Consider the following 23,911-nt stretch of genomic DNA (forward strand, 5'->3'; position numbering starts at 1 on the left):
CCCTACTGCGGCGGATCGACGTGCAGCATAGCCTTCGCCCAAACCGATCCGATGGCTGAGAGGTGGCGATCCATCTCCCTCTGCATCGCCATTTCGTTCGCGGTGCGTATCTTCTTCACCTTGTTGCTGATTTGCTGGTCGGTGAGCCCGCTCTGCTCCTGCTGGCTCTTCAACTTCGTGCGCTCCGCGTCCCGCCTGGCCACACCTTCGGGATCGGTTCGGTATGTGGTGCTGTAGTAGACGGGCACCTTTCCGTCCTTGAGCTCTGGATGCGTACGCAGCCGTGTCGAGCAATCGGCGTGCCCCTGCCCGGAACCGCACGGCTCACGTTCCGTGTAGAGGCCTGCCATCTGGTACTTCTGGCCGTCCGGGCCGGAGTTCGTCCTGTCGAACCAGTCGAGGAGATGCTTCTCCGAGTGCCGGGGAGAGACACCGCTGCTGTCCGCCGGGACAGAAGAGTCGACGACAAAGGTGCTGTTTCCGTTGTTGTCCACCACTTCGATAACGGCATAGTTCTTGCCGGAGAAGTCTGGTTTGTGGGGGCCCAGGGCGTCGATGAGAGCATTGACGTCGTCGTTGCTTGGCCTGGCCTTCTTCTCTCCCGTGACTCGATGATGGAGTTCGGAGATGTTCTTGTTGGTCTCTGGATCCGAACGATAGGGCCTGGGGATTTTTGCGTTGGCCTCGTCCCGGGCCTCTGCGCTGCGGGCCCGATCATTGTCGGCGGCCACGTCGGCCGTACCGTCGGAGCGCTTGGAGCCCGCGTAGGGGCGGCCGTCCCGGTCGTGCTCGGGGTTGTGCCCCACTCCCTGGCTCTCGTGGTACCCGAGGCTGAGTCGGGCGAGCGAGGCGACGACGGCGTACCGTTGCCCGTCATTCATCTGACGGAAGTCGTCGCCCAGCGCGTCTTCCAGTTCCTGTCGCGTGAATGCGGTGGCCGGCAGGTCCGTTTCGCCGTTCTCACGGGCCTGGTTGTACGCGTCCATCCGGTCCGCGGCGCTCTGCAGGAGGGGCGCCAGACGGCCTTCGTCCGCCCAGTTCCTGAGACTGTCGTGCACCGGGTCCAGCCCGATGCGGTGGACCTTCAGGCCATTCGGAGCGTCCGGATCGTAGTCCTTGTGTTCGTGCTGGTCGTCGCTCGGGTAGTTGCGTACCGCCTGTTGGGGCGAGTCCGGAGGAAGGTTTGATGCTCCTCAGACCTGTCCTCCGGTTTGGGCAGCGACTTGTTGCGCTCTTCCCGGGTCGGGTCGTCGGGCAGATTCTGGTTGCCTTTCTTCGGATCTGCGCCTGCCGGATCCTCGGGGGCCTTCGGTCGGCCCCGGCAGGAGTGCCGGGGGTCTGGCGGTCGGCCTGGTCGGTGCTGTCGGGCCGGGAGTGGTCACCTGTGAGTCCACCGTCGGGCGAGACCAGCTGCCTGTTCCCGTCCAGCGGAATCGCAAAGACCCCGTTGTTCCCACTGTGCAGCGGCTTCGAACTCTGCTGCCCGGTCTGCGCGTCGATGTAGGTGATCTTGCCGTTGTGGTTGACGGCGTTCCACGCGTGCGCCAGTCCGTTGGCGTCCTGCGTGATGATCACGGCCTGTGAGCCGTGCCCGCTGTTGCGGAGGGTGTTCTCCAGGCGGTTGAAGGCGTCACGCCCGTTGCCCATGTCGCTGAAGCGGGCGCCCAGCGTGTTGACGAGATCTGGGTCGACCGCTGCGTCGACGGGGGCGAGTCCTGGGGCCCGATGCTCGGTTACACCAGCATCACCTCGGGCAACGACGCGTACACCACCCATCGGAACGACGCGGGTCTCGTCAAGCGAGCCTGCGGCACCAACGTCCCTGGCGGCGCCATCGAATGCACCGGCTGGTTCTGACCCACCGACAGTCTGTCGCCGCCGGCTCCGGGAGTGTCCCTGTCCACCCCTGGAACCAGCCGGCCGCCGCTTCGCTGAAGACCGATCAAGCCGGTGGGATCAGGTGTACGGGCGGAGGTAGGCCACCGTGTCAGCGCGGGGCGGTCGAGCGAGGTGAGCCGGGACCGGCCGGGGCCGGCGGGCGGGGCCCGCCGTGCCGAGGCCTATGGATGCCTACAGGTAGATGAACTCGTCGGTATCCGTGACGTGCCCCCAGTTTCTGGTGGCTGCCGCGGCGGCGTCGATGCCCGCCAGCCAGGACCTGAGCTCGTCGATGAGATCCTCCCCGTCGAGGCCACCGCTCGTGTGATAGGCCAGCATGTACTTCCACTGCAGGCACACCATCGCGCTGAACTGGGCCAGGGAGGAGCCGGCCAGGGGGTCGCCGGGCTGGTCGTCGTCGACGGCGCCCTTTCTCGACTGTCGTAGTACGCGGCCGGTGGGGCCGTCGAGGAGCAGGATGCCGCCGATCCAGGTGCCCAGTTCGTAGAACGGACCGTCTCCCACGGGTGTTTCGAACTCCTTGGTGCCTTCCCAGGTGCGCTCGGCGAGGCCGGTGCCTGCGAGATTGTGGGTGCTGAGACTGAGGAAGTCGTTGACGGCAGGGAAGCCGACCTCGGTGAGGAAACGACGGGTCGGCTCGTGCGTCAGGCCGGCGGGCAGTTCCTCCTCGGTCAGGAGAGGGGCGATGTCCGCATCGAACACGTCGAGTACGAGGTCGCGGGTGGGGCGGCAGGCGGCCTCGTCGAACGGGCGCGGCGTGACCTTTGCGTACCGGCTGATGGCAGGGAGCGCGGGCAGCGGGTTGGCTTCGGTGTAGTCCGGGTCGGGCTCGATCGCATAGATCCCTCGGCTTCCCCCGAGCACGACCAGATCGCCGGCGCAGGCCACGTCCTTGACCTTGGGCGCTTGGATCACGTGGAGTGTGGAGGGATCGCCGAGGGCTGCCGCGCGGACCAGGTTCCAGGAGGTCTCGGCCCCCCAGCGGGCTGGCGCCTGGGGTGTGGGCGGGGCTTCCTCGATGAACGGCCCCTTGGCCCCGATGAATTGCCCCGTGGCTGCGAGGAGCCGGCCGGTGGCAGCGTGCCAGGTCTGCTCGAGACGGTCCTGGGTGCGGCTGGTCACGTTGGTGCCGTCCGCCTCTGCCCGCAGCTCTTCGACGACGTCGATCTGGGGCGGGCGGGGGCGGACCCGGCCCGGGGCTCGCCAGTGCGTCCAGACGGTCCGCCACGGCAGCGGACCGGCGGATTCGATCAAGGCGTCGGCCCGCTCCGTGTCGCCCTGGCTGAGCGCCACGAGATGCAGCAGTGAGACCCACTCCGCCTGCGAGGACGGTGCCAGACCGAGATGGTCGAGGTAATACAGATCCGCGGCGAAGCTGCCCGCGGGAATGCTGTCGGGGAAGGCCCTGAGAAGTGCGTTCAGCAGGGCGGTGTGGGTGCACTTGACCAGCGTGCGGGGATCCGCGAGGAGTTCCTCGAAGCGGCCCGCGGCGGCGGCATGGGCGGGCAGGGCACGGGCCACATAGTCATCGAGCGGGTCGCCGTCGGCACAGGCGAACAGGCGGTCCGTGACGGCCTGTTGGAAGGCCTGGAAAGTGCCGACAGGGACTTCTTCGCGAAGAGTCCGGGCATCGCGTTCGTGAGTGAACACCACCGGTAGCTCGTCCGTGGTCTCGACCGTGACGAAAGGCGACTCCTCGCCGATTGCGCGCAGTTCGTCGACGTCGAAGTCCGTTCCGAGCGTAGAGCAGAGCGCCTGCCACTCCTCGAAGCGCACCCGGTGTGGCTCGGACAGGGCCAGGGCCGTCATGGCTGTGCGGTGACGCGGCGGCAGCGAGTCGGGGGACAACCGGACGACGTCGTGGGCGGGGGCGAGCAGGACGGGGTTCGGGTTCCGGGGGCCGAGGTCGTAGACCTCGCGGTCGACTTCGACCACGAGTTTGATGTTCGTCGCCTTGGAGCGCCTACTCAACGCTCCAACGATCCCGCCGGCAGCAACGGCCAGCGGTTCATTTGTGAACCGCCTCTTCCCTGCCCACTGAGTATTGGTCACGACAACGATTCTCGGGTCGAACTTCCTGTCGAAAACGAGATCGTCCACGAGACGGGTGAGGGCCCGGATGCTCCGGAAATCGCCGTATGAAACACCGATGGCCCGCATCACCCGATCCGCCACCTCTTCCGCGGAGCGGCCCGTGGCATCAACGAGCACGGCTTCAGGGGTGCTGGCGGCGAAATCTTCCAGAAGTGCAGTCTTTCCGGCTCCGGAGGGGCCGTCGACGTAGACAATGCCCCGCTTGGGTGGAAGTTTAGCCAGCAGTGAGCTGATCTGGTCCGAGGCTTCCTCCAGGTTGAGGTGAGAATTCACAGCGGGCGACATCCTTTCATGGTGATGGGCATCACTCTGAGCCGGTGCTCTGCAGGCCGCCATGCGTCATGGCGCGGATCCACACCTTACCGAGCCTCTTGAGGTTCTTGTTCAGGTCGTCCTCGAACTGCCGCTTATGCGTCTTTTCTCAGGCACGTCCTCGGGGCTCACGATATCTGCCTCCTTGCGATAACCGGTTCCGTAGAACACATCGACACCCGGCATTCTCTCCGAAAGCAACCTCGCACAGTTCGCGTATCCCCACCCCTGCCGCATGGCTCACGGTCGGTGTACATGCTCAGCGGCTCGTATTGCGCATTTTCTTCGCGTTGCTCGTTGAATGTGTCCTAGTAATCCAGAAGGTTCTCTTCTCGGAATGCTTGTTGTCAGCTCCCGGGCAAGAGCTGTCGGCCACGTAATACCTCTGGTCCCAATCCGCCTCTGCGAACACGGCCCTTCACCCGGCACAGCAGTCGTCGGGGCCTCGGCGAGCTGATGCGGAGGGTCGGGCCGTACAAATGCCGCGCTCATCACTCCCGGTGGCCGCCAGTTCGCCCAGCGCACCCGCCACGGGTGGGCTACCCGGAGGCGGTGATACACCCGCTGGCAGCGGGCGTTGGCTTCAGGTGGTCGGCAGGCCCCGGCTTCCAAGGGCCCCGCGGCGCCCGCCTATTCTCCGACATACCGGCTGGCCCTCGTGGCGCATGATCACATTGCGACCCAGGGATTCAGATCTATGTCGAGGGCGTGCTCCCATATCAGGGCGTCCTCCGTGACTGGGTCGATCTTGATGGCCCATTCCTGCAGGCTTTCCAGGGCGTCGTCGCGCTCGTAGTTCGTGGCGAAGTCACTGACAAGGAACTCGTAGCACAACCGGAGCAGAATGAAGAACTTTCGAAGACTGCTCGCCAGGATCACATCGTCATAACCTGTGCTGCCATCCTGGACAACCGCTCCGGTCCCTCCGTCAAGGAGGACGATGCCTCCGTCCCAGTCACCAAGTGGTAGAAGGGTCCCGTGACTTCGGGGGGTGTCGCATGCTCCGGCCACAGCAGGGGAACCAGCCCTGTCTCGGCGGCCAGTGCGAGTGCACGCAACGCTTCGGTGTCCGTGCCGTCGGACAGGTGCCCCACAGCCTCTTCGGAACTGCTCGGTTGCGGTGCCACGACCAAGTGATCGTGTGCCAACCGGACATCCGGCAGGTCTGGTTCGATCACGACCTTGAGACCGCCGCCAACGGCCAGTTCACCGGTGAAGCGGTGCACCATACGCTCTGGCTCCGTGGAGCGCCGAGTACGGCCCGCACGGTGGGCATTGACGATGATGACCAGCCCGCCACCGAGCGGGGAGTCTTCAAGCTCGATCCCCAGTCCGCCCGCTTCTCCGGCAGAGCGGTGAACCCAGCAGCAGTCATGACCCGATCGATGAGGTCCTCACAGGTCAGCCTGGTGGCATCCACGAGCACCGCCTCGCTGCGGGCCCCTTAGCCGCAGCAGTGTCTCTGTCCGTCCGGACCCAGGAGGGCCGGTCAGCTCGGCCACTCGCTGGGTCCCGCTGTCCGACCACTCCAGGAACTCGGCCAGGGCTTGTCCGGGTGACATGGGCGAAGGAGGGGGTGTCGGAGGGGTCATCGCTGAATCTGCTGACTTTCGGTGTGTACACACGGGGACGGGCCAGTACTCCAGCCTACGTTCTCGATCTTGTACAGCTCCGGCTGGAACGAGTACGGCCACCGCGTGATCACCGGGGGTTGTGTGGACTCCTGAAGGGCCTGCGGTGGCCGCAGGCCAAAGCGCAGACCCTGCCCGCTGGCAGGCGATGTTCGACCAGGTTATGGCCCGGACCGCGAGCACGTTCAGGCGGGTTGAGCGTCGGAGCCGCGGTCCGCGCTTACCTGGGCTGTTGTCGAGCGTCGAACGGAAGAACTGCTGGCGACTGGCCGAGCAGGCGGGCCTTGCGCGGCTCGGGCCGATTCAGCGCCTGGTGCTCACGGTGGGCGCCGGCGCCATGTGGCGGGCTTCCGCTTCACAACGATGCCGGGACATCCAACTCTGCGTCGAATGCGGCCCTCCAAGGCTCGGAAGATCCTGCCGACTGGTCGATCTGCTGTGTCCAGGCCGCGAGGCCGCGACGAGCGTCCCGTTCCTCGTACCGGGTAGGGAATTCGCTGCGACGCAGCGTGACGTACACACCCCGGCGGCTCCCAGCAAGGGCAGTACCGATCCACGTTGCCTAGGCTCGACCACCCAGTCACTGACAGCGCGCTTGGCGTCAGCAAGGATCACTCGTTCCTTCCGCTCCTTACGCGTTGGATGGTTCCCCGCCCGCCCGGACCGGGCCGCACGGTCGACATCGGCGACGACGGTGTGGCCGAGGGCAACCGGCCCGGCGTACACCTCCGCAGTGCTGTTTGCGGAAGGCCAGGTCGCAGTACATCCGCAACCGGTGATCAGCCGCGACCGTCCCCTGCTGGAGCCACCGGTGATGCGAGTACATCTGCACACGCCAGTGGTCTTGCACCTTCCGGTCGCAAGCCTCCAACCCAGGTGTCAGACCCACTCCGTCCCGTAGGAGGCCAAGTCCCAGGTGCTGTCCTCGAAGTCGTGCCCCTCGAGGACAAGCGTCCAGGCCTCGGCCCGGGCGGCGGCACCATCGATCTGCTCGCACCAGCTGGCGAGGTTGTGCTGCGCGTCCTTGTGGTCGGCGAGGTAGGGGAAGTGTGTCCTGCGGAACTCGTCGTACAACCGGACCATGGCGAAGAACTGTGTGAGGCTGCTGCCGGCGAAGGGGTCGGGCGAGCCACCCGTGGTGTCCCTGAAGAGCCGACCGGTGCTGCCGTCGAGCAGGAGCCTGGAGTACATCCAGGTACCGAGCTCGTAGAACGGGCCGTTGCTGGGTGCCTCGCTCCTGGCACGGCGTTGCCGGGGCACGTCCCGGCCCCGACCGGGCCAGGCCACTTCGGGCAGGGAGCGGTCGCCGCGCGGGGTGATGGCGAGATGCAGGAAGTCGCTGATCTCCGGCAGGCCTGTCTCGGTGAGGAAGCGGCGCGCGGCGGGGTCGTCCAGTCCTTTGGGAAGCTGATCCTCGGCCAGCCGATGGCAGGTCCCTGGGCCAAAGGTCTCCTCGAGCCAGTCCCGCATTCCGTCACCGTGTAGAGCAGCGGACGCGGACGGCGGCAGCGGCCATGGAGCGGGCCGGGTGTGTGCGGCGACCAGGGGCCGCTTGCGGTACGTGTCCTGTGCGGTGCTTCCAGCCGCCTGGACGGATGCGGCGAAGAGGCCCCCGGTGCCGGCGAGCACCCAGAGCCCGTCGACGTGAAGGCCCTGGGTCACCGCGGACGGGCAGTTGGGCGGATGAGGGAGTGGGGACGTCCCCGGTTGCCAGCCGCTGTCCGTGTGTTCGGCGAAGGTAACGGCGGGCGCCTCGGGACTCGGAGAGCGGCGTGCGTTGCTCCAGGGGAGGTCGCCTTCCGACAGGGAGGCGCGCACCTCGACCGGAGCCGAGGCAGGCTCCCCGGTAACCGGGCTCCACTCCTGACGGATGTACTGGTGTTTCGGGTAGGCGTTCTTGCCCGTGGTCACGTCCCGGGCCGTAACGACGGTCAAGCCGGACTCGCCGACTGCCGCGCCCAGTTCGTCGACACGACCAGCCTCGTCCTGGATCTGGCCGAAGATGCCCATGGGGCGCCAGTGCGTCCACATGGTGCGCCACGGCAACGGAACCCCCGAAGCCAGTAGCTGTTCGGCCAGCTCTGCGCGCCCCGCGCTGAGTGCCGCGTGATGGAGCCAGGCCACCCACTCACCCTGTGACGAGGGGGAGATGCCCTGAACCTCCAGATAGTGCAGCATCGCTGCCACGCTCGCGTACGGCACTCCGTCGGGATAGGCGATGGCCAGGCCCTCGCGCAGCGCGGTCGCCGAGCACTGGGCCAGCAGCCGCCCGTCGTCCAGGAGGCGGGGCAGCGCACCAGCCAGCGCCGCATGCAGAGGAAGAGCGTGAGCGGCGTACCGGCCTACCGGACCCTGCTCGGACCAGAGCCCCGGTCCGCCGTCCGCCGTCGCGGACACCAGCGCCTCGACGGCGCGCGATTGGGCCCCGGAATCCCAGGGCCGCCTGCGTCGCCATGCATGGAGGAGAGATTCGGACCGGAAAGCGACCGATGACCGGCCCTCGTCCACGACCAGGACATCCGGTTGCTGCTCGGCGAAGGAGAGGAGGGCTTGCACCGCTGTAGGAACACCACTTGCGGAGCACAGCAACTCCCAGACGGGCAGTGGCACTTGACGTAGTTCGGCGGCGGCCAGTGCCCCCAGCCGAAGGGCCGCAGCCGGTTCCTCCTCGGCAGGCACACCGGCAGAAGCCGGCGTGGGCAGGGTGACTGCGTATTCGGCGATCCGGGGAGGGGCTACGAGGTCCGGGTCGTACTCCGCCATGACCCAGACCTCACGGCCTTCGAACCGTCTGGCTCCCGGAGCCAGGATCTCCGCCACACGGGCCGGTTCGGTCGACGTCAGGACCTCACCTGCGTACTGCACATTGGCGAGGAGGAGGACACAGGGACGACCGGCAGGGGCGGCACGGCACTCTTCACGCATGCGGGTAGCCACCGTGTCGGCACTCATGCCCCGGCAGTCGATCAGCGTGGCGCTGGGCCAGCGGTCCCGAACTGCTCGTAGATACGCGGTCTTGCCGCTGAGCGCCGGACCGAGAACAGAGAACACCCGCCGCTGCCGTGCGGGCAGCTCCCGCCAGATCTCGATGCGAGCCCAGTCCTCAGCGTTGATCTCGGGCACTGGGGTGATCCCTTCCATGAGCGGCCCTCGCGGACATGTACGCCTGCGCGATGATCATGTGGTCCGCGTGAATGGGTCGGGCGGTCGAGAGACGCTGAGCGGGGACCGGCCGGGGCCGGTGGTGGCGAGGCACGCCGTACCGAGGTCCATGGATGTCTGCAGCGTGGGTCATGGGCTTCAGTTCTCAGCAGGTGTCGTCCCGCGCATGTCGATGCCTCTCGGTGATCTGTGACCGGGGCTCTGGTGCGGCTCCGGCGCTCGTGTCACAGCGATTCCAGGTCGTCCAGGTATCCGCCCAGTGCTGCTTGCCAGTTGGACGATGCGGCGGCTTCGGGGTCGATCTCCTTCGCCCAGGCCTTCACGCTCCAGTGAGCGTCGGCCTTCTCGGCGCTCCCGCGGGGGAAGTCACTCAAGGGCAGGAGGCGGTACAGGCCGACCAGGGTCATGAATTGGGACAGGCTGCTCCCGAGGAGTTCGGTTCCGGCGACCGAGGCGAGCAGAACCCGGCCGCTTCGGCCCTCCAGGATGATGGGTTCGGCGAGCCAATGGCCCAGGAGGTAAGCGGGCTCGGAGGTTTCCGAACGTTCGACAGGTGTGAGCCCGGCTTCGTTCACGGCCACGGTGGTCAAGAACGCCGGTGCGCTTCCGTCGAGTTCAGGGAAGCCGACTTCGCAGAGCAACGCACGGGCCTCTGGCTCGGTCAGGGCGGCGGGCAGGGCGCTGACGGGGAGGCGGCGCAGAGCCTGGTCGCCGAATGCGGTGGCACACCATGCGGTGAGCGCGGCGGCCTGTCCGGAGACGGGGGTAGGCATAGGCCACACGGCCGTGGAGCGGAAGGACGGGACGAGGGAGCGCCGCCAAGGGCCCGTCCCAGGCGTCAGCTCTTCGGGGCGCAGGACATCGAACGCGTAGAGGCCTCTCGGGCCGTACGCCACCCAGCGATCCCCATCCACCGCTTCTGCCCCGCAGTCCGGGAGCAGGCGCATCGGCAACTCAGGACCACGCGCCGGGTCGGGGGAGCGGATGTGGCGGCGGGTTTCGAGCGCACCTCCGGCTGTCCGTTCCACGGCTCCCTCAGAGGTGATGAACTGCTGGACGACCCGAGGTGCCAGCAACTCCCTGCCGTCCGAAAGCCGCCATACGCGTTCCAGGGCTTCTGTGTCGCCCAACTCGACGTCGTAGTCGTCCTCTTTGTCGAAGAAACCATCGCACTGGCTTGCCGCGACGGGAGTGCCGGCGAAGGTGCCGATGTCCACCCTGTCAACGGATCCGGCGAGTTCGGGCCGGTCGCCCAGGACTCCGTAGGGGCGCCACTTCGACCATGCGGTGCGCCAGGCGAGCGGTTCCGGGCTCGCGTTCTCCAACGCGTCGGCCCAGTCGCGGCGCCCACGGTTCACGGCTGCCCAGTGCAGCCAGGCCAGCCACTCGCTCTGTGAGTCGGGGGTGACGCCGTCGCCGTCCAGGTAGTGGGCGTCGCCGGCGACGCCGCCCACCGGCGGGCCTTCGGGCCACGCCAGCCTGATCGCTTGCTGCAGTGAGACGCGATCGGCGAATGCGGCCAAGACCGGGTCGTCATCGATGAGTTGGGGCAGCGTTCCGGAGAGTGCCGCATGGACGGCGAGTGCGCGATTCGCGTACGCCACGATCCTTGCGTCGGCCGTGCCTTCGGCGTGCCGTCGGGCCTCGGCGAGGAGCGCATCGGCCATCGACTGCTGCTCGGCACGGGTGAGGGGTGCGGCCTCGCGGAGCAGGTGCTTGAGGGCGTCGGTCGACAGCCTCACGGTTGTTGCGCCGTCCGCGGCCGGTTCCAGGCGCAACACGGCAGACAGTTCCTGTCCGCTGCGGCGCAGGTCGTCCTCTGTGCGCCGTCCACCTAGCGCGGTGTCCAGGAATGCCCAAACATGGAGGGGGATTTCACGCAACTCTGACGCGGCCAGGGCGCGCAACGCGGGGTACCCCATGAGCAGGGCGGCGGGGTCAGGACCTTCGACCTCCGCTTCCAACACAATCTCGTCCGTACCGTCGGCCCGCGCTGGTCCGCTGGGCCCGCCGAGTTCGAGGACGGGCAGCACATGGCCTTGACCCCGGCGACTGAACTGCGCGGCGACACGCTGGATGTCGTATCCCTCGTCCGGAGAGGAGAAGAGGCGGCCTGACCATTGCACGTTGGCCAGGAGCACGATGCCCCCTGTGCGCATCCCCGCGAGCGCATCCTCCAATGGATCCCGCAGGGGGCGGTGCCTGACCTTGAGACCGAAGTGGGTGAGAAGCCGGCCGAGTACTTCCTCCGCGGTCAGGCCACGGCAGTCCAGGAGGAGTGAATCGGGCAGGTCTTCGTGCAGGGCTGTCAGGAGGGCCGACTTCCCCACCCCCGGCGATCCGCGCAGCGACAGCATCGGCGCGGCCTTCGGAGGGTCGAGCAGCCAGTCCAGGATTTCCAGCTCTGCATCCTCGCTCAGCACTGTCATCACCTCTGTCCGGCCTGACCAATCAGGGTACGTCAGCGCTGGCTGCGAGTTTCATCCAGACCCTCGCGAGTTCTCCACGGTAGCGGTCCATGTCGGTGCTGCGCTTTTCGGCGGCATCCTTGCGGCGATTCTCGATCTCCTTCGCCTTCTGCTCGTCCGACATGCTTTGGAACTTCGGATCCTCGTTTAGCTTCTGCATTTCTGCGGGTGTGAGTTCGCCCATGCGGTATCCGGCGCCATAAACGACCTTTGTCTTGTTCTTCTCTTCCGGGACAGTCGATTTTTCTTCGTCGCTCTTTTCGCTGTACTGCTGTCGGTCCTGCCCGGCGGGGCGCTCGAATTCGTGCGCGAGGTAGTCTGCGCAGTTGGCGTTACTTGGTTCGGTGCGATTGCCGCATGGCTCGAACTCGGTATACATGAGCGGTGCTTCATAGCGCCCAGGATCCGCTTCGTCGAGTGCGCGGAAGGCTTCGCCGAGAACGGGTTCGGAGTGCTCGAGCGGCGGGCTCGAGGAGTCAATCAGGTAGTGCGTCTCGGTAGTTCCGTCAGGCTTCCGCTCGACGACCTCAAGTGCTGCGTAGTTCTTGCCCGAGAAGTCGGGGCGCATCAGCCGCCGCTGCTCACGGATTGCCTCGATTTCCGCCTCTGACTTGCCCTCCTCCTGGGCCTTCTTGACAGCCGCCGCCAACGAGGCGTCGTCACCGACGTGTGCGCGCCACAGTGCCCTGAACTTGCGTCTCTCGTTGGCGATCTCAGCCTTGCTCGGGTTTTCTCCCGAGTTCTCCAAGGTGTTCTGGGCCGCAGCGTATGCGTCAGCGATCCTCGGCGGAGTCGTCCGGGCGCCGCCTGTTGGGTTGTGCCGCGAATGGAGATCGGCGCCTCCGGAGTCGGGCACGGCATGCGCGTTGTGGAAAGAGCTGCTGAGGCGGGCTATGGCCGCGACCGTTGCGGCCTTCTCCTCCCGTGACATCCCCTCGAAGTCCGGACCCAGCAGTGCGTTGAGCCGATCCTGGGACAGTCTTCCCTTGGCGGAGGCCTCGCGGATGGTCTCCATCAGCGGTGATGGATTGCCATCGGCCCAGGTGTGGAGCTGCTGAGCGATGCGGTGAAGGTCGACCTGCTCCACGTCGTTGGTGACGCGCAGCAGGTCTTGGGACTCGTCGGCGAGCATCCCGTGGTGAACCGAAGAGCCGTCGCCCTCCTGAGTCACCCCGTAACCCGGTGTTCCCTCGGGACCCGCGCTATCGAGGGGAGCCTTGGGGACTTCCGCGGCCCGTGCTCTGAGGCGCCGGGCTTTCTCCTCCTTCGCCTCCTTCCTTGCCTTCTCTCTCTCAGCAGCCTTTTCTTCTTTGGTCTTCTCGTTGTCGGGCTTGTCGGCGGCACCTGCTGGAGCCTCGGGCGCCCGCCGGTTCCCCGTTGTCTCACTGTTGGGCTGCGAGGTGGTGCCCGGCCTGGACTGGCCGCCGCTGTCCGGCGTGACCGGCTGCCGGTTCGAGTCCAGCGGAATCGCAAAGACCCCGTTGTTCCCACTGTGCAGCGGCTTCGAGCTCTGCTGCCCCGTCTGGGCGTCGATGTAGGTGATCTTGCCGTTGTGGTTGACGGCGTTCCAGGCGTGGGCCCGTCCGTTGGCGTCCTGCGTGATGATCACGGCCTGTGAGCCGTGCCCGCTGTTGCGGAGGGTGTTCTCCAGGCGGTTGAAGGCGTCGCGCCCGTTGCCCATGTCGCTGAAGCGGGCGCCCAGCGTGTTCTCGATGCGGTCGCGGCCGCCCTTTTCGCCGCGGTCCGAGGGGTTGCCGTCCGCGTCCAGGTCCGGGGTACGCGCCCCCGCGGCTGTGGGGTTGCCGGCGTAGGTGTCGACCGTGGACAGGGCCGTGTCGACGCAGTTGTTGTTGCGGCCCGGAGCGTCCCTGCCCTCGCCGTTGATGCGCTCCACCCAAGGACCGTCCGCGGGGTCCGGCGGCCTGGTCGGGTCGCCGTTCTCGTCTCGGGGGACCGAGTTTTCCAGGGCGTCCTGCTCGGCGCGGGTGGGGTCGGTGACGCCGCCCGGGGGGTTGGTGTTGCGGGTTTCCGAGGCCGGGGTCGGGGTCTCCTTCGGCCTCGGGTTGTCCGATGAGTTCTGCTGACTGCCGTTGTTGTTGGAGTCAGGGGTTTGTGGGGTGGACTGCTGGGGCTGGTTGTTCGGCGTCGTGACCACGTGGTGGACCGGCACCGGAATGACCTGAGGTTGCTGCTGTTGTTGGTTCGGGGTGTTCGCCGGGGGCTGCTGGGTGTTGGGCTGCGCGCCCGGCTGGTTCGGGGTGTTCGGCGTGCTGCCCGAGGGCTGGTGGGGCGGCCTGGTGGGGGTGGAGCCGGCGTTCGGCTGGTTCGGGGTGCCGGGTGTGCCCTGAGCGGTGGGGTTGTGGGCGGTGGGGCCCGGCTGGGTCGAGGAGTTCGGGGTGCTGTTGCTCGGTGTCGACGAACTCGGCGTACCACTGCTCGGTGTCGAGGCGCGATCGGGTCCGCTGCCGGTCGACGGGGAGGGCGACGTCGTGGGCGTGCTCGTGGAGGGCGATGCGGCCCTGGGGGGAGTCGACTGCGCCGGATTCTGGTTCGGGGTGGTCGTACTCGGGCTCTGGCCGGGGGTGTGGGTACGGCTGCCGCTGGTCGAGTCCGTGCTGTTGCGGGGCGGAGTGCGGTCGCCGGGTGTCGTACCGGGGTTGTTACGGGAGGAGGTGCCGTCGTTCGGCGTCGTGTTCCCGGGGGTGTTGCGCGGCGGAGTGCGGTCGCCGGGGCTCGTACCGGGGGTGTTCCGCGGCGTGCTGCCGTCGCCCGGGGTCGTGGTCCCGGGGCGCTGGGCCGGTATTCGACCGTCCGGCGTGCTCTGCGCGGGCGTACCCGGCGTACGGCCGTCCCCCGCACCCGGAACTCGCCCGTCCGGCGTCGAAGCAGGCGTACTCCGAGGCGTCGTAGGAGACGTAGGGCTCGGAGTGGAGGCAGGCCCCGTCCCCGTGGCGGAGGGCGTACCAGGCGTACTGGCGGAAGGATTCCTCGCCGGACCGGAGTTGGGATTCGGGCTCGTCGCGGACGGGGTGCCGGCGCCCCCGGAGGCACCCGGGCTGTGGTGCCCACCCGGAGCCGGCCCCCCGGCGGAAGGCGCCGTGGGCGACGTCGGCATGCCCGAGCCGCCGCTGTCCGACCGGCCGCCGGAACTGGAGGGAGACGAGTCGGCCGTCGGTGTCGGCGCCGCGTTGGACTGCGTGGGCGCGCTGGCGGCCAGGCCGTCGATCTGGGTGCCGATCGAGCCGCCCCCCGGCGAGGACGACGTACCGCCCGACGACGGGGCCCCGGACGTGGGCGTGGATTGCGGGCTCGGGGACGACAGGCCGGATACGGGGGAGCCGCCGCCGGAGTGCGAAGGGCCGGACGTGCTCGGAGTGCTGGACGAGCCGTTGGAGTCGGAGCCGTTGGACGAGGGCCCGCTGGGCGAGGGGTCGTCGAAGTCCGACAGGGACGACCCTGGAGATTGCGTCGGCCGTGAGTACGGGGAGTCTGAGGAGGACGAGTTCCCGGAATCGGATCCCGGCCCGGAGCCGGAGTCGGGGCCCGCACCGATGTTGGGTGCCGGGATGTCGTTGCCGCCTGTGTCGGCGGATATGCCGCTGCCTATGTTCGCGCCGGGGATGTTGCCGTTGCTCGAACGCGTCGAGGTGCTGGAGTCCGAGTCCGACGAACTCGAATCGGAGGACGAAGAGGAGTCGGACGAACTCGAGTCGGAGGACGAGGAGGAGTCGGACGAAGAGGAGTTGGAACTCTCCGACCCGCTGCTGGAGTCGCTCCCGATGTCACCCCCCGGCAAGTCCGACTCCGACACCCCGTCGTACCCGTCGATGCGGCTGTCGACCGCGTGCCGCGCCCGGCTACCCGCCTTCTGGCCCAGGCTGTCGCGCACGCCTTCGGCGAAGGTCTGCGGGCTCTGCCTGAGGGCGTCGAGGCCTGCCGTGCCGCCGGCCTTGAGGGTGGCGCCGACGTCGTAGCCTTCCTGGGCGCCGAAGCCGACGTTGACGGTCTGGCGGATGAGGTCGCTGATCATCGCCTCGACCGCAGAGATCGCGGGTTCCTTCATCATCTCGATGAGCGCCTCGAACATGGCTTGTTTGAGCTCGTCGAGGAGGCGTCGGACGATCAGGCGGGCGGCCTGGGTGGCGCCCATTCCCGCTACCGAGGACAGACCGAAAGTGAAGGGCGCGGCGGCAGCGGCGGCGGCGATCTGGATGGCCAGGGCGATGAGCTGGGCGATCACCGCCCACTTGGCGAACTCGACGAGGTAGGCGCAGGCCTCCAGCACGTTCGCGATGAGGAACGCGGCCTCGGCGGCGCTGCGGAGGTAGCCGTCGTTGCCGCCGCCACCGTCGAACTTCTCGTAGGTCTTGGTGAACTTGTCGATCGACTCACCGGCGTTGTGGGCGGTGACCTGACGCGCGCTGCTGTTCGCCGTGGTGTGGAGCTCGTTGACCTTCTCGCCGAACTCCCGCCACATGGTGGCGCAGTCTCTGAGCTTGTCCTCGTTCGCTGTCGGCCACTTGTAGCCCAGCATCTGGAGAACCCACTCGAGCTCGTCCGGCAACATCATCGCCACAGCAGAAAGCACCCCCGTCAGACAGCACGGCCGTACACATCCCTCACCAGCCGAGGGAAATCACACAGGAGTACAGCCGTCCGCAAAGTTTACGGAATCACCTGCCGGTGACTTCAGGTGTTTGCTGTCACAAGTCCGTTGCAGGTCGCTGCCGTTGCCGGAGGGCCGCGGTACGAGGCCGGGCGTTCACTGCGTACGGCCCTGGGTGCGCTGTCGGTGTCCCTTGATGTCGGGCCGGCCGACGTGGCCCTCGGCCCGCTCGGACTCGCCGAGCCAGAGGTGCGGGACGTACCCCTGGACCGCGGTCACCATCTCCTGTCGGCAGGGGGCGGGGAAGGGGAGGCGGTAGCGCAGCCGGGGAAGGCCGGGATGCAGCGGCTCCTCGTCGCGGACCAGGGTCCACAGGACCGGGTCGTCCACGTCGATGGGACCGGTGGGGAACAACTCCAGGGAGTAGACCTTCTGGCTTCGGCCGAACTTGCTCCAGAACAGGCCGACTCCGGCGAGACCCTGCCAGGGGATGACGTTGCGCAGCGTGCCGTTCTCGACCCACAGGCCGGTGGCGTCGACGAGGACCCGGGTGCGGCGGTTCGCCCAGTTGGCGATGAAGAGGAACACGCCGAGCGCACCGAGCAGCAGCATGAACACGAGGCCCGCGTACCCTGCCGGGTTGGACTGTTCCTTCTGGTTCCCGGTAGCAACCACGACAGCGCCGAAGACGCCGACGGCTCCCATCGCGATGAGCAGGACGGAGCAGGGGAGCCCCGTCATGGCACCGCGGCGGCCGGTCCGTATGACCGTGGCATCGGGCGCGGGAGAGGGCGTGTGCGAAGGCAACATGGTGCGTGAGCTTAGCGAATTGACCTACGCTCCCTCCTCATGACGACGCACGGCCGGGAACGCGGCGGGGAACAGGTAAAGACGCAGCTGCGAGGCGACGAGGGCGATCTCGTCCCGCCCGGCGCGGATGAGCTCACGGCGAGATTCCAAGGGCAAGCGGATCCGGGGTTCGCGAGACAGCGGTCGCGGCAGGCGCGGAGCGCCCGCGGTGGGCTCATGGCCGCCGGGGCGTTGGTGGCGCTGGTCTGCCTCATGGTGATCGTGGGGCACATCGGAAGCGGTACGCAGGCGGGTGTGGGAACCGCGGGGTACGGCTTGAGCCTTGCTTCTGCCGGTCTCAGCGTGGAGTTGGCGCGGCGCGGACGCACCCGCCTGGCCATGATGGCGATCATTTTCGCGGCGGCGGGCGCGTCACTGGCGGATGCGCTGTCCTGACTCGATCGAGTTCTGGTCAGCGAGCCGAAGGCCGGATCAGACCTTGGTGAAGCACAACGTGTAGCTGGACCTGTGGCCGGTGTTGCGGTACTGAATCCCGTAGTCGTACTCCGACCCGCATTCCCTGCCCTTGCCGGGCATCCACTCACCCAACTTGTACTCGGCCTCGGCGGAGTCACAGCCGACCACTGTCGGCACCGGGTCGCCGTCGGGGTCCGCGACCTTGACGCAGTCGCCGATCTCCGGCTCGTGCTTCTTGGCCTCCTCAGCCGCCGCCGACGCCGAAGCGTCTGCCTTGGCCTTGCCGCCGGTGGGGCTGGTGTTGTAATCCCAGACCCAGTAGCCCACGGCGCCGAACACCGCCACGACGATCACGGCGGACTTCACGGCCCGCAACAGACCTCCCGGCTGGGGTCGCTGTGGCCCGCGCGGAGGCTGCGGCTGCTGCGGATACCCGTACGGAGCCTGCGGCTGCGCCTGCTGCGGATATCCGTACGGCTGCTGCGGCTGTCCGTACGGCGGTTGGTTCTGGTACTGCGGCGGAGGCGTGGACATGCTTGGGAGACCCCCTGGTTGGCTGAACGGATGGAGATCAACGCGAAGTTGACGGGCGCACGCTACCCTCCGGCGTCAGCCGGGCGCCCACCGGGGGTGAGGTGTGTGGGAACCGGTCAGAAGAAGTAACTGACCAGGAACGACACCCCGGCCCCGACCAGCCCCACCCCGATCATCCCGATCACCACCGACCGCGTCCCTCCCCGCCCCGCCGCCTCCCACGCCGCGTCGAACGAGATACGGCTCCGCCCGAACGGCGCGAACCCGGTGGCGAGGCAGAAGACGCCGAGCCCCGTGAGGACCCAGCCACCGAAGAAGGCGCCGAACCAGCGCCAGGCCCGGTCCATCCCGGTCTGTACGTACTCGGCATCCATCGCGCCCGCCCCTGTTGGCGGATCGGTCTGCTGCACCGCCAACTCGGCGCCCTGCGCGTACCGCCGCCTGACCTGCACCGCCGCATGGGCGTCCATGCTCTTGCCGTCCTCGGAGACGAAGGTGCCCTCGCAGCGGACCGGCCGGCGGTTCTTACGGCTGCTGCGGGAGGCGTTGCTCGGGTAACTCACCTCGCACTGCTGCACCGTCAGGGTGCCGCGCGTGCCCGCCCACCCCGCGGCGTACGCCCCCTCGTACGCGCCGAATCCGCTCAGGACGAGCCCCGCGAGCAGAAAGACCAGGCCGCCCGCTCGCCCGAGGCGCCCGAAGGCTCCGCCGACGAGGCCGTTGAGGGAACGGTCGAGGCCGGTACCGCTTCCTGTGCCTTGCGTCCGAGCCATGGCGGTGGGTCCTTCCACGTGTGACGGGAGATACTTCAGGTGTCGAGAGTCGAGGAGAAGCGAATGACCAGGAAACCCGAGAACTCACCCAACCCGCACGGCTCTTCGCAGGAACGTGGTGTGATCGACGAGGCACTCGAACCGGACCAGATCCGTTCCCTGAACTCCGCCCTGCGCAAGCTGTCCGAAACCGAAGGCGCCGGCAAGGAGATGCAGGAGGCGGCCAAGAAGCTGCTCTCCGGCCGCCTCGCCCTGCGCGACGCCCTGGACGACCCCGCCGTGTCACGCGCTCTGGGCGGAGGGCTGGCGTCCCTGCGCGGTCAGTGGGAATCGCTGTCGGACGAGGAACGCGACCAGGTCAGGCACGGCGAGCCGCTGACCGGCGGTGGCCCCTCCTCCGGGTCGTCCGAGCCGAGGCGGTCGGAGGGCGAGAGCTCGCAGTCCGGGAAGAAGAACCAAGGGCGGCACAGCGGCGGGTTCTCGCTGTACTGATCACGCACACGGCCCACGGGCTATGACTGGCGCTGCTTCCGGTACAGCGCGATGGCCGCCTCGGTCGGGTAGTTGGGGACGGTGACGGCCTCGCCGGTGTCCTTGGCGACCACGATCTTGCTGCCGCCGGGCGGAGCCGGCTGAGGCCGCCCGGCGGCGTCCGTGACAGGCGGGAACACCGCGTACACCAGGTATCCGATGTCGAACTCCTCGACGCACAGCTCGGCCGGAGTGCCGTCCGGCAGCTTGGGCCGCGCGTAGCGGCTGCGCACGATGGCGAGGGCCTGCTCGGGGGTGGTGGGCGGTGCCGGGTGGTCCGAAGTCACGGTCGTTCTCCCAGTCGTCTCGGCCCTCTGGGTTGCCTCGGTGGCGCCGCCAAGAGGGCCGGGCGGCGGCCGGTCAGAACAGCCCGTGCCACATCTGCTCGACGATCAGCGACCACCAGGTGTCCGCGTTGCTCAGCGCGGACGCATCGACAGCCGCCAACTGCTCCTGCAGCGCCGCCACTTCCGCACCGGCCGCGACCGGATCCAGGCCCTGCATCCGCTGCCGTGCGGTGGCGAGCAGAGCCAGGGAGCGGGCGAAGGCGGCGACCGAGAAGTTGACGTATCGAGCCAGGGCGGTGACCGGGTCCACCGCCCAGAGCGCACCGAGGCCGTCCGGCTGCCCCGACCCCGGCTGACACTGCACCGCGATGACCGCGACACCGTCGAAGCCGATCCGGACCAGGTACGACAGGGCGCCGATCTTCTCCTCGCCGGCCGGGCTGCGGCGCTCGCGCAGATTCGTGGCGACATCGGTGAACAGGCCGCCGGCCGGAGGCGCGTCGGGCCGGTCGGCGGTGAAGAAGAGCGGGAGGTCGGCGGGGAGCCCTGCCCAGGTGAGCGTTGCCTTGGCGGCCTCGGGCAGCGGGCAGTCGGCGATGTCGTCGGCATCGAAGCGACGTACACCGTCCTCGCCGAACACATCGACAAGATGCCGGCCGAGCGCCACGTCACGCATCGGCTCAGCCGGAGTCACCTGCGCGGGAACCGGGACGCGGTGCGGACGGGGTGGCGGCTGCTGGCCGGCCATCCGGTGCATCGTCTCGACCTGCTCGACCAACGCCGTGATGCCCTCCGCACGCGCCTCGGGACGGGCTCCGTAGGACTGCGAGCAGGAGAGCTGGGCGTTGGGGAAGGTGTTGAGGAGCTCGGCCGTGTAACCGCCGGGGAGCAGGCTGGGACGCAGGTCGGTGTGGATAGCCACGACATTGTCGGCGGGTACGTTCATCCGCCGCAGCTCCCCCCACGCCTGGTACTCGGCGGGGGGCAGACCGGGGGCGGAGGTGCGGAAGAGGGTGGTCTCCTCACCGTTCGCCGGGTCCGTGTACGTGAAGACGGCGGTGTTGCCGGGCCCGGTGACCGGACGGGCGCCGCCTTCGGACGCGCCCGCACCCTGTCCCGCGCCGCCATGCTTCTGCCGGTACATCCGGACGACCTCGTCGACCGGCACCGACGGCCAGACCGTCAGCTCGCCGCTGCCGCGGTCCACGACCCCGCACGCGTTGCCGATCTCGGCAGGCGGTCGCCGCTCCCCGGTCTCCGGGTCACGCTCGGGCTCCGCGGGCGCCGCCCAGACGACCCAGCCCAGGTCGAACTCCTGCATCCGGACCTCGCGGCGCGGCTCCGCGGAGCCTTCCGGGTTGAGCCAACGGTCGGCGATGGCGAGCGCCTGCTCCTGGCTGGTCACGGGGAGGCTCCTTCGAAGTGGTGTTTGTGGTGCCTACGAGGCTATCCCCGCGCCCGCCCCGCGAATACGGAGGGCCTTGGCCCCTCGCTCGGTGGCAAGGAGAAGGATGCCGTCGGGGGACAGGTCGGCCGCAGTGAAAGGCGTGTCGGAGATCAGCGCGGCGACGACAGCCTGATCCGCCCGGTCCCAGACACGCAGGTAGTCGGCGCCCCGGCTCAGGCCCAGCGGGGCGGCGGCATGTTCCTCCTCCGAGGGGCGAAGAATCTGCCCGGGATCGGTGTCGCCGAGGTGATCACCCTGTACGAGGCCATGGATGAGCACCGCTGAGCCGGACTCCCGGCCGGACTCCCCGCCGGGCGCACCGACCGGCCGTGCACCAGGTGTGCCCGCGGGTACGACCAGTACGGCGACCGGGGTGGCAGCCCCGTCGGGGCCAGGCAGGCTGCCCACGGTCACGGCGCTGACGCCGGGCAGGGACAGGCTCCACAGCGTCTGCCACGGCAGCTCCAGCCCGAGCCGCCGGCGTATCGCCTCGGCGTACTCGGGCAGGCCGTCCTCGACGAACGCGGTCTCCAACAGGGCGGCACGCAGCGTGACAGGCGCCTGGGTTCGGGTCAGCAGCGGCGCCGTACGCAGATAGGTACGGGCCGGTGCGCCCAGCTCCTCAGTCGGTACGACCTCGACGGCGGCGCGCAGGGAAACCGGGTCGGCGTGGACGAACAGTCCGGGATCCGTGAGGAGTTGGGGAAGGAGCCCCGCCTCCAGGGTGTGGCCGGCGATGTGGTCGCGCACATAGGGGTCGGCCTTGCTCCAGTCCTGCTCCGGCACGGCCTCCAACAGGGCCATCGCGATCTGGGTCTGAGCGGCGGCGACGTTCGGCAGACCGGCACGGATCTCGTCAGCGAGAGCCGGGTGCAGCAGCCGCAGGAGCGTACGTCCGCCGTCCGCCTGCTTGCTGTCTGCCGCGTCCCCTGCCTGTTCCTGTTCCGCCTCCTGCTCCTCGGGCTGCACGAACGGCGCGGCGAGCAGCATCCCGCCCGCGATGGCCTGGCTCATGTCCTGCCCGGCGACCGCGCTCGCCAGCCGTGCCCACAGGTGGATCGGTATGCCGTCGGCCTCGGCCAGGGCAAGCGGTGCCAGCAGGAACCGCAGTGTCTGCGAGTCGGAGCCGAGCCGCCTGGCGTGCAGGTCCAGGGCCTCACCGACGGACGTCGGCAGGAACCTCTCGTCGGCCGGATCGAAGCCCTCCGGAGCCATCAGCAGGCAGTTGACGGCGAGTTGGACGACCAGCGGACTGGTTCCGGCCCGGCGGCCGATGGCCGCTCCCAGGGCGAGACGGGCGGCGGGGTCGACGGTGAACGGCAGTTCGGGTGCTCCGAACTCCGGGCTCAGGGCAGCCTGGGCGTGCCGCAGCAGGCCCTCGGGGTCGGCCCACTCCGGCTCGTCGAGATCGATGATCCGCACGGTGCCGGACGGCAGCCCCTCGGCCATCTCGGCGGCCAGTGGACGCGGCACCTCGGCCAGCAGCCGGACCGTCTCCGTGGTGGCGAGGGGGGCGAGCACCTCCCGCACCAGCCGTGCGGGTTCGCCCGCCGCCCGCACTGGCCCAGCACGGTCGACGTCGGGTACGACGACGGTGACCGGCTCATCGAGTGCGGCCAGTTCGGCGTACACGCCCTCCGTAGTGGTGGCGTTCAGCTCGTAGTGCTCGGCGAGCAGCCACAGGACCTGGGCCGCGGTCAGCCCCTCGGGGGCGGGTACGGCGGGGGCCGGCAGCTCCGGCGGCACCGTCGACGGGTCCATCTCGTCCAGCGGCAGCAGTTTGCGGTACCCCGGCTCGCACAGCATCAGAAACCCGGTGAGCAGCCGCGAACGCCCGCTGCCGGAACCGCCGGTGACCACGACCACGCGCGGAGCGCCGGGCGCGGCCCCGCGCCATGCGGCAAGCGCGCGCAGGGCGGCGGTCCGGCCGCCTATGTGGGGGTGCGGTGCGTAGTCCTCGGTCGAGCCGGTCATGGGTCCCCGTCCTCCGCCATCGCGGACGCCTACTCGTACGACCCTGATCTTAGGCGCCGCGCCGGTCTCGCGGACGAGCGGTCGGCCGCCCGCGAACGCCGACGAGGCACCCCCCGAAGCCGACCTACTCCGCCACCACGCCACCATTGTGCGGAGCCGGCTCCAGATCGAACTCCCCGTCCCGCGCCCCGAGTACGAACGCCCGCCACTCCGCCTCGGTGTACCGCAGCACGGTGCCGGGATCCAGGGAGGACCGCATGGCCACCGCGCCCTCCGGCAGGTAGGCGATCTCGACCCGCTCCTCGTGCTGCTCGGTGCCGGGCGCGCAGTGCCACTCGACCCCGGAGATGTCGAGGGCGTAGAGCTCGTCCCGCTCCCGCTCCTTGCGCGCCTTGGTGTCCTCGGCCTGAGTCCCGACCTCGTTGTTCTGTGGCTCGGTAGCCTCGGTCATGCTGCTGGGCCTCTTCCTGACGTGCGAACGAAGTGTGCGTCTCACCCTACTGGCGTGGGTGACCCGTCACACGTCCGTCGCGGATCAGGTGGTAGGCCGCGTGTGGATCGTGCCCTTCGCGACCCCGGGCGGAAGCTCGACCTGACCGTCGTACTCGGACATCGTCTGCTTCCAGATGGCGTCCTGCTCGGCCTCGTTCAGTTCGTGCGCGATGCCCATCTTGGTGAAGGCGACCCCCATGCCGGCGATGCGCTCCGCCAGGCTGCCCATCGAGTCGTACATGCCGTCGCGCAGGCCCTCGTAGACGACGCCGAACTTCTCGCCGATGTCGTCGTCACCCCACGGCGGGGTGTCACCCTTTTCGAGGGCGGTCAGCCCGTTCGTCAGCTTGGTCACGGCCTTGGAGAACTCCAGGCCGACATTGAACATGGCGAATCCCTCGGTCTTCAGTACCTCAGGATCGGAGTCCATGTAGT

At 68.5% G+C, this 23,911-nt stretch carries 21 protein-coding genes and 2 pseudogenes; 7 read left to right on the top strand and 16 right to left on the bottom strand.

Annotation, left to right across the window (positions count from 1 at the left end; all coding sequences use genetic code 11):
- Positions 1-2: 2 nt before the first annotated feature.
- Entirely contained in the window at positions 3-1,058 is a 1,056-nt protein-coding gene (locus EHO50_RS35215) for a nucleic acid/nucleotide deaminase domain-containing protein (RefSeq protein ID WP_246101709.1), read from the bottom strand.
- Entirely contained in the window at positions 961-1,647 is a 687-nt protein-coding gene (locus EHO50_RS46170) for a toxin glutamine deamidase domain-containing protein (protein WP_425472338.1), read from the bottom strand. Before EHO50_RS46170 ends, EHO50_RS35215 begins: the two co-directional genes overlap by 98 nt.
- Between EHO50_RS46170 and EHO50_RS45420 the strand changes: the two genes are divergently transcribed.
- Entirely contained in the window at positions 1,588-1,857 is a 270-nt protein-coding gene (locus EHO50_RS45420; protein WP_246101711.1) for a hypothetical protein, read from the top strand. The two genes, EHO50_RS46170 and EHO50_RS45420, sit on opposite strands and share 60 nt — an antisense overlap.
- Positions 1,858-2,070: 213 nt before the next feature.
- On the opposite strand, the gene EHO50_RS35225 is transcribed toward EHO50_RS45420, so the two are convergent.
- Together EHO50_RS35225 and EHO50_RS45905 are read right to left on the bottom strand one after the other, a co-directional pair.
- Complete coding sequence (locus EHO50_RS35225; protein WP_128435299.1) at positions 2,071-4,329, bottom strand: SUKH-4 family immunity protein; 2,259 nt, start codon at positions 4,327-4,329, stop codon at positions 2,071-2,073.
- 645 nt (positions 4,330-4,974) lie between these two features.
- On the bottom strand, positions 4,975-5,316 hold the full coding sequence (locus EHO50_RS45905) for an SUKH-4 family immunity protein (protein WP_128435300.1): 342 nt from the start codon (positions 5,314-5,316) through the stop codon (positions 4,975-4,977).
- Between the two features lie 783 nt (positions 5,317-6,099).
- Between EHO50_RS45905 and EHO50_RS46180 the strand changes: the two are divergent.
- Positions 6,100-6,285 (top strand): annotated as a pseudogene (locus EHO50_RS46180) (IS701 family transposase); the annotation flags it as partial.
- A 530-nt stretch (positions 6,286-6,815) separates the two neighbouring features.
- Here the strand turns inward: EHO50_RS46180 and EHO50_RS35235 are convergent.
- The 3 genes from EHO50_RS35235 to EHO50_RS44285 all read right to left on the bottom strand — a co-directional run bounded on the left by EHO50_RS35235 (position 6,816) and on the right by EHO50_RS44285 (position 13,736).
- Positions 6,816-9,059: an SUKH-4 family immunity protein gene (locus EHO50_RS35235; RefSeq protein ID WP_164905037.1), complete on the bottom strand. Its 2,244-nt coding sequence runs from the start codon at positions 9,057-9,059 to the stop codon at positions 6,816-6,818.
- A gap of 263 nt (positions 9,060-9,322) precedes the next feature.
- Positions 9,323-11,521, bottom strand: coding sequence for an SUKH-4 family immunity protein (locus EHO50_RS35240; protein ID WP_164905038.1), 2,199 nt, complete (start codon positions 11,519-11,521; stop codon positions 9,323-9,325).
- A 28-nt stretch (positions 11,522-11,549) separates the two neighbouring features.
- Positions 11,550-13,736, bottom strand: coding sequence for a toxin glutamine deamidase domain-containing protein (locus EHO50_RS44285; protein ID WP_164905039.1), 2,187 nt, complete (start codon positions 13,734-13,736; stop codon positions 11,550-11,552).
- Between the two features lie 58 nt (positions 13,737-13,794).
- Between EHO50_RS44285 and EHO50_RS45705 the strand changes: the two genes are divergently transcribed.
- Genes EHO50_RS45705 through EHO50_RS44300 form a run of 3 tightly spaced genes read left to right on the top strand, consistent with a single transcriptional unit; the run spans position 13,795 to position 15,834 of the window.
- Positions 13,795-13,914, top strand: a complete 120-nt coding sequence (locus EHO50_RS45705) for a DUF4175 domain-containing protein (RefSeq protein WP_164905040.1) — start codon at positions 13,795-13,797, stop codon at positions 13,912-13,914.
- Positions 13,915-13,932: 18 nt separating this feature from the next.
- Entirely contained in the window at positions 13,933-15,540 is a 1,608-nt protein-coding gene (locus EHO50_RS44295; RefSeq protein ID WP_164905041.1) for a hypothetical protein, read from the top strand.
- A 39-nt stretch (positions 15,541-15,579) separates the two neighbouring features.
- Positions 15,580-15,834 (top strand): hypothetical protein, encoded by a 255-nt coding sequence (locus EHO50_RS44300; protein WP_164905042.1) that lies wholly within the window; start codon positions 15,580-15,582, stop codon positions 15,832-15,834.
- Here EHO50_RS44300 and EHO50_RS46255 read toward each other — a convergent pair.
- Both EHO50_RS46255 and EHO50_RS35250 read right to left on the bottom strand, forming a co-directional pair.
- A pseudogene (locus tag EHO50_RS46255) lies at positions 15,753-16,136 on the bottom strand (WXG100-like domain-containing protein); the annotation flags it as partial. The gene EHO50_RS44300 and the pseudogene EHO50_RS46255 overlap by 82 nt on opposite strands.
- 192 nt (positions 16,137-16,328) lie before the next feature.
- A complete protein-coding gene (locus tag EHO50_RS35250) occupies positions 16,329-16,982 on the bottom strand; it encodes a hypothetical protein (RefSeq protein WP_246101713.1) in 654 nt (217 codons plus the stop codon).
- Positions 16,983-17,021: 39 nt separating this feature from the next.
- On the opposite strand from EHO50_RS35250, the gene EHO50_RS35255 reads away from it, so the two are divergent.
- Complete coding sequence (locus tag EHO50_RS35255; protein ID WP_128435304.1) at positions 17,022-17,417, top strand: hypothetical protein; 396 nt, start codon at positions 17,022-17,024, stop codon at positions 17,415-17,417.
- A 36-nt stretch (positions 17,418-17,453) separates the two neighbouring features.
- Here the strand turns inward: EHO50_RS35255 and EHO50_RS35260 are convergent, their stop codons facing one another.
- Together EHO50_RS35260 and EHO50_RS35265 are read right to left on the bottom strand one after the other, a co-directional pair.
- Complete coding sequence (locus EHO50_RS35260) at positions 17,454-17,972, bottom strand: LppU/SCO3897 family protein (RefSeq protein ID WP_128435305.1); 519 nt, start codon at positions 17,970-17,972, stop codon at positions 17,454-17,456.
- 116 nt (positions 17,973-18,088) lie between these two features.
- Positions 18,089-18,745 (bottom strand): hypothetical protein, encoded by a 657-nt coding sequence (locus tag EHO50_RS35265; RefSeq protein WP_128435306.1) that lies wholly within the window; start codon positions 18,743-18,745, stop codon positions 18,089-18,091.
- A 63-nt stretch (positions 18,746-18,808) separates the two neighbouring features.
- Here EHO50_RS35265 and EHO50_RS35270 point away from each other — a divergent pair, with 63 nt between their 5' ends.
- The gene (locus tag EHO50_RS35270) at positions 18,809-19,237 is read left to right on the top strand and encodes a hypothetical protein (RefSeq protein ID WP_128435307.1); all 429 of its coding nucleotides are present in this window, start codon (positions 18,809-18,811) and stop codon (positions 19,235-19,237) included.
- A gap of 20 nt (positions 19,238-19,257) precedes the next feature.
- On the opposite strand, the gene EHO50_RS35275 is transcribed toward EHO50_RS35270, so the two are convergent.
- The 5 genes from EHO50_RS35275 to EHO50_RS35295 form a co-directional block, all read right to left on the bottom strand.
- On the bottom strand, positions 19,258-19,563 hold the full coding sequence (locus EHO50_RS35275; RefSeq protein WP_246101715.1) for a hypothetical protein: 306 nt from the start codon (positions 19,561-19,563) through the stop codon (positions 19,258-19,260).
- 73 nt (positions 19,564-19,636) lie between these two features.
- Entirely contained in the window at positions 19,637-20,968 is a 1,332-nt protein-coding gene (locus tag EHO50_RS35280; RefSeq protein ID WP_128435308.1) for an SUKH-4 family immunity protein, read from the bottom strand.
- A 33-nt stretch (positions 20,969-21,001) separates the two neighbouring features.
- Positions 21,002-22,984, bottom strand: coding sequence for an ATP-binding protein (locus EHO50_RS35285; protein WP_128435309.1), 1,983 nt, complete (start codon positions 22,982-22,984; stop codon positions 21,002-21,004).
- Positions 22,985-23,108: 124 nt separating this feature from the next.
- Positions 23,109-23,435 (bottom strand): DUF397 domain-containing protein, encoded by a 327-nt coding sequence (locus EHO50_RS35290; RefSeq protein ID WP_128435310.1) that lies wholly within the window; start codon positions 23,433-23,435, stop codon positions 23,109-23,111.
- 84 nt (positions 23,436-23,519) lie between these two features.
- Positions 23,520-23,906, bottom strand: a complete 387-nt coding sequence (locus EHO50_RS35295) for a hypothetical protein (protein WP_128435311.1) — start codon at positions 23,904-23,906, stop codon at positions 23,520-23,522.
- Positions 23,907-23,911: the final 5 nt, after the last annotated feature.

Source organism: Streptomyces cyaneus, assembly GCF_004028635.1.
Taxonomy (GTDB): Bacteria; Actinomycetota; Actinomycetes; order Streptomycetales; family Streptomycetaceae; genus Streptomyces; species Streptomyces cyaneus.

Excerpts from the sequence above, each read along its gene's own strand:
- EHO50_RS35290 (WP_128435310.1), bottom strand. The coding sequence starts at position 23,435 with ATGACCGAGGCTACCGAGCCACAGAACAACGAGGTCGGGACTCAGGCC.
- EHO50_RS35250 (WP_246101713.1), bottom strand. The coding sequence starts at position 16,982 with ATGTTGCCTTCGCACACGCCCTCTCCCGCGCCCGATGCCACGGTCATA.
- EHO50_RS35255 (WP_128435304.1), top strand. The coding sequence starts at position 17,022 with ATGACGACGCACGGCCGGGAACGCGGCGGGGAACAGGTAAAGACGCAG.
- EHO50_RS35260 (WP_128435305.1), bottom strand. The coding sequence starts at position 17,972 with ATGTCCACGCCTCCGCCGCAGTACCAGAACCAACCGCCGTACGGACAG.
- EHO50_RS44300 (WP_164905042.1), top strand. The coding sequence starts at position 15,580 with ATGAGGTCGCTGATCATCGCCTCGACCGCAGAGATCGCGGGTTCCTTC.
- EHO50_RS35265 (WP_128435306.1), bottom strand. The coding sequence starts at position 18,745 with ATGGCTCGGACGCAAGGCACAGGAAGCGGTACCGGCCTCGACCGTTCC.
- EHO50_RS46170 (WP_425472338.1), bottom strand. The coding sequence starts at position 1,647 with ATGGGCAACGGGCGTGACGCCTTCAACCGCCTGGAGAACACCCTCCGC.
- EHO50_RS35285 (WP_128435309.1), bottom strand. The coding sequence starts at position 22,984 with ATGACCGGCTCGACCGAGGACTACGCACCGCACCCCCACATAGGCGGC.
- EHO50_RS35295 (WP_128435311.1), bottom strand. The coding sequence starts at position 23,906 with ATGGACTCCGATCCTGAGGTACTGAAGACCGAGGGATTCGCCATGTTC.
- EHO50_RS35270 (WP_128435307.1), top strand. The coding sequence starts at position 18,809 with ATGACCAGGAAACCCGAGAACTCACCCAACCCGCACGGCTCTTCGCAG.
- EHO50_RS35225 (WP_128435299.1), bottom strand. The coding sequence starts at position 4,329 with ATGGCGGCCTGCAGAGCACCGGCTCAGAGTGATGCCCATCACCATGAA.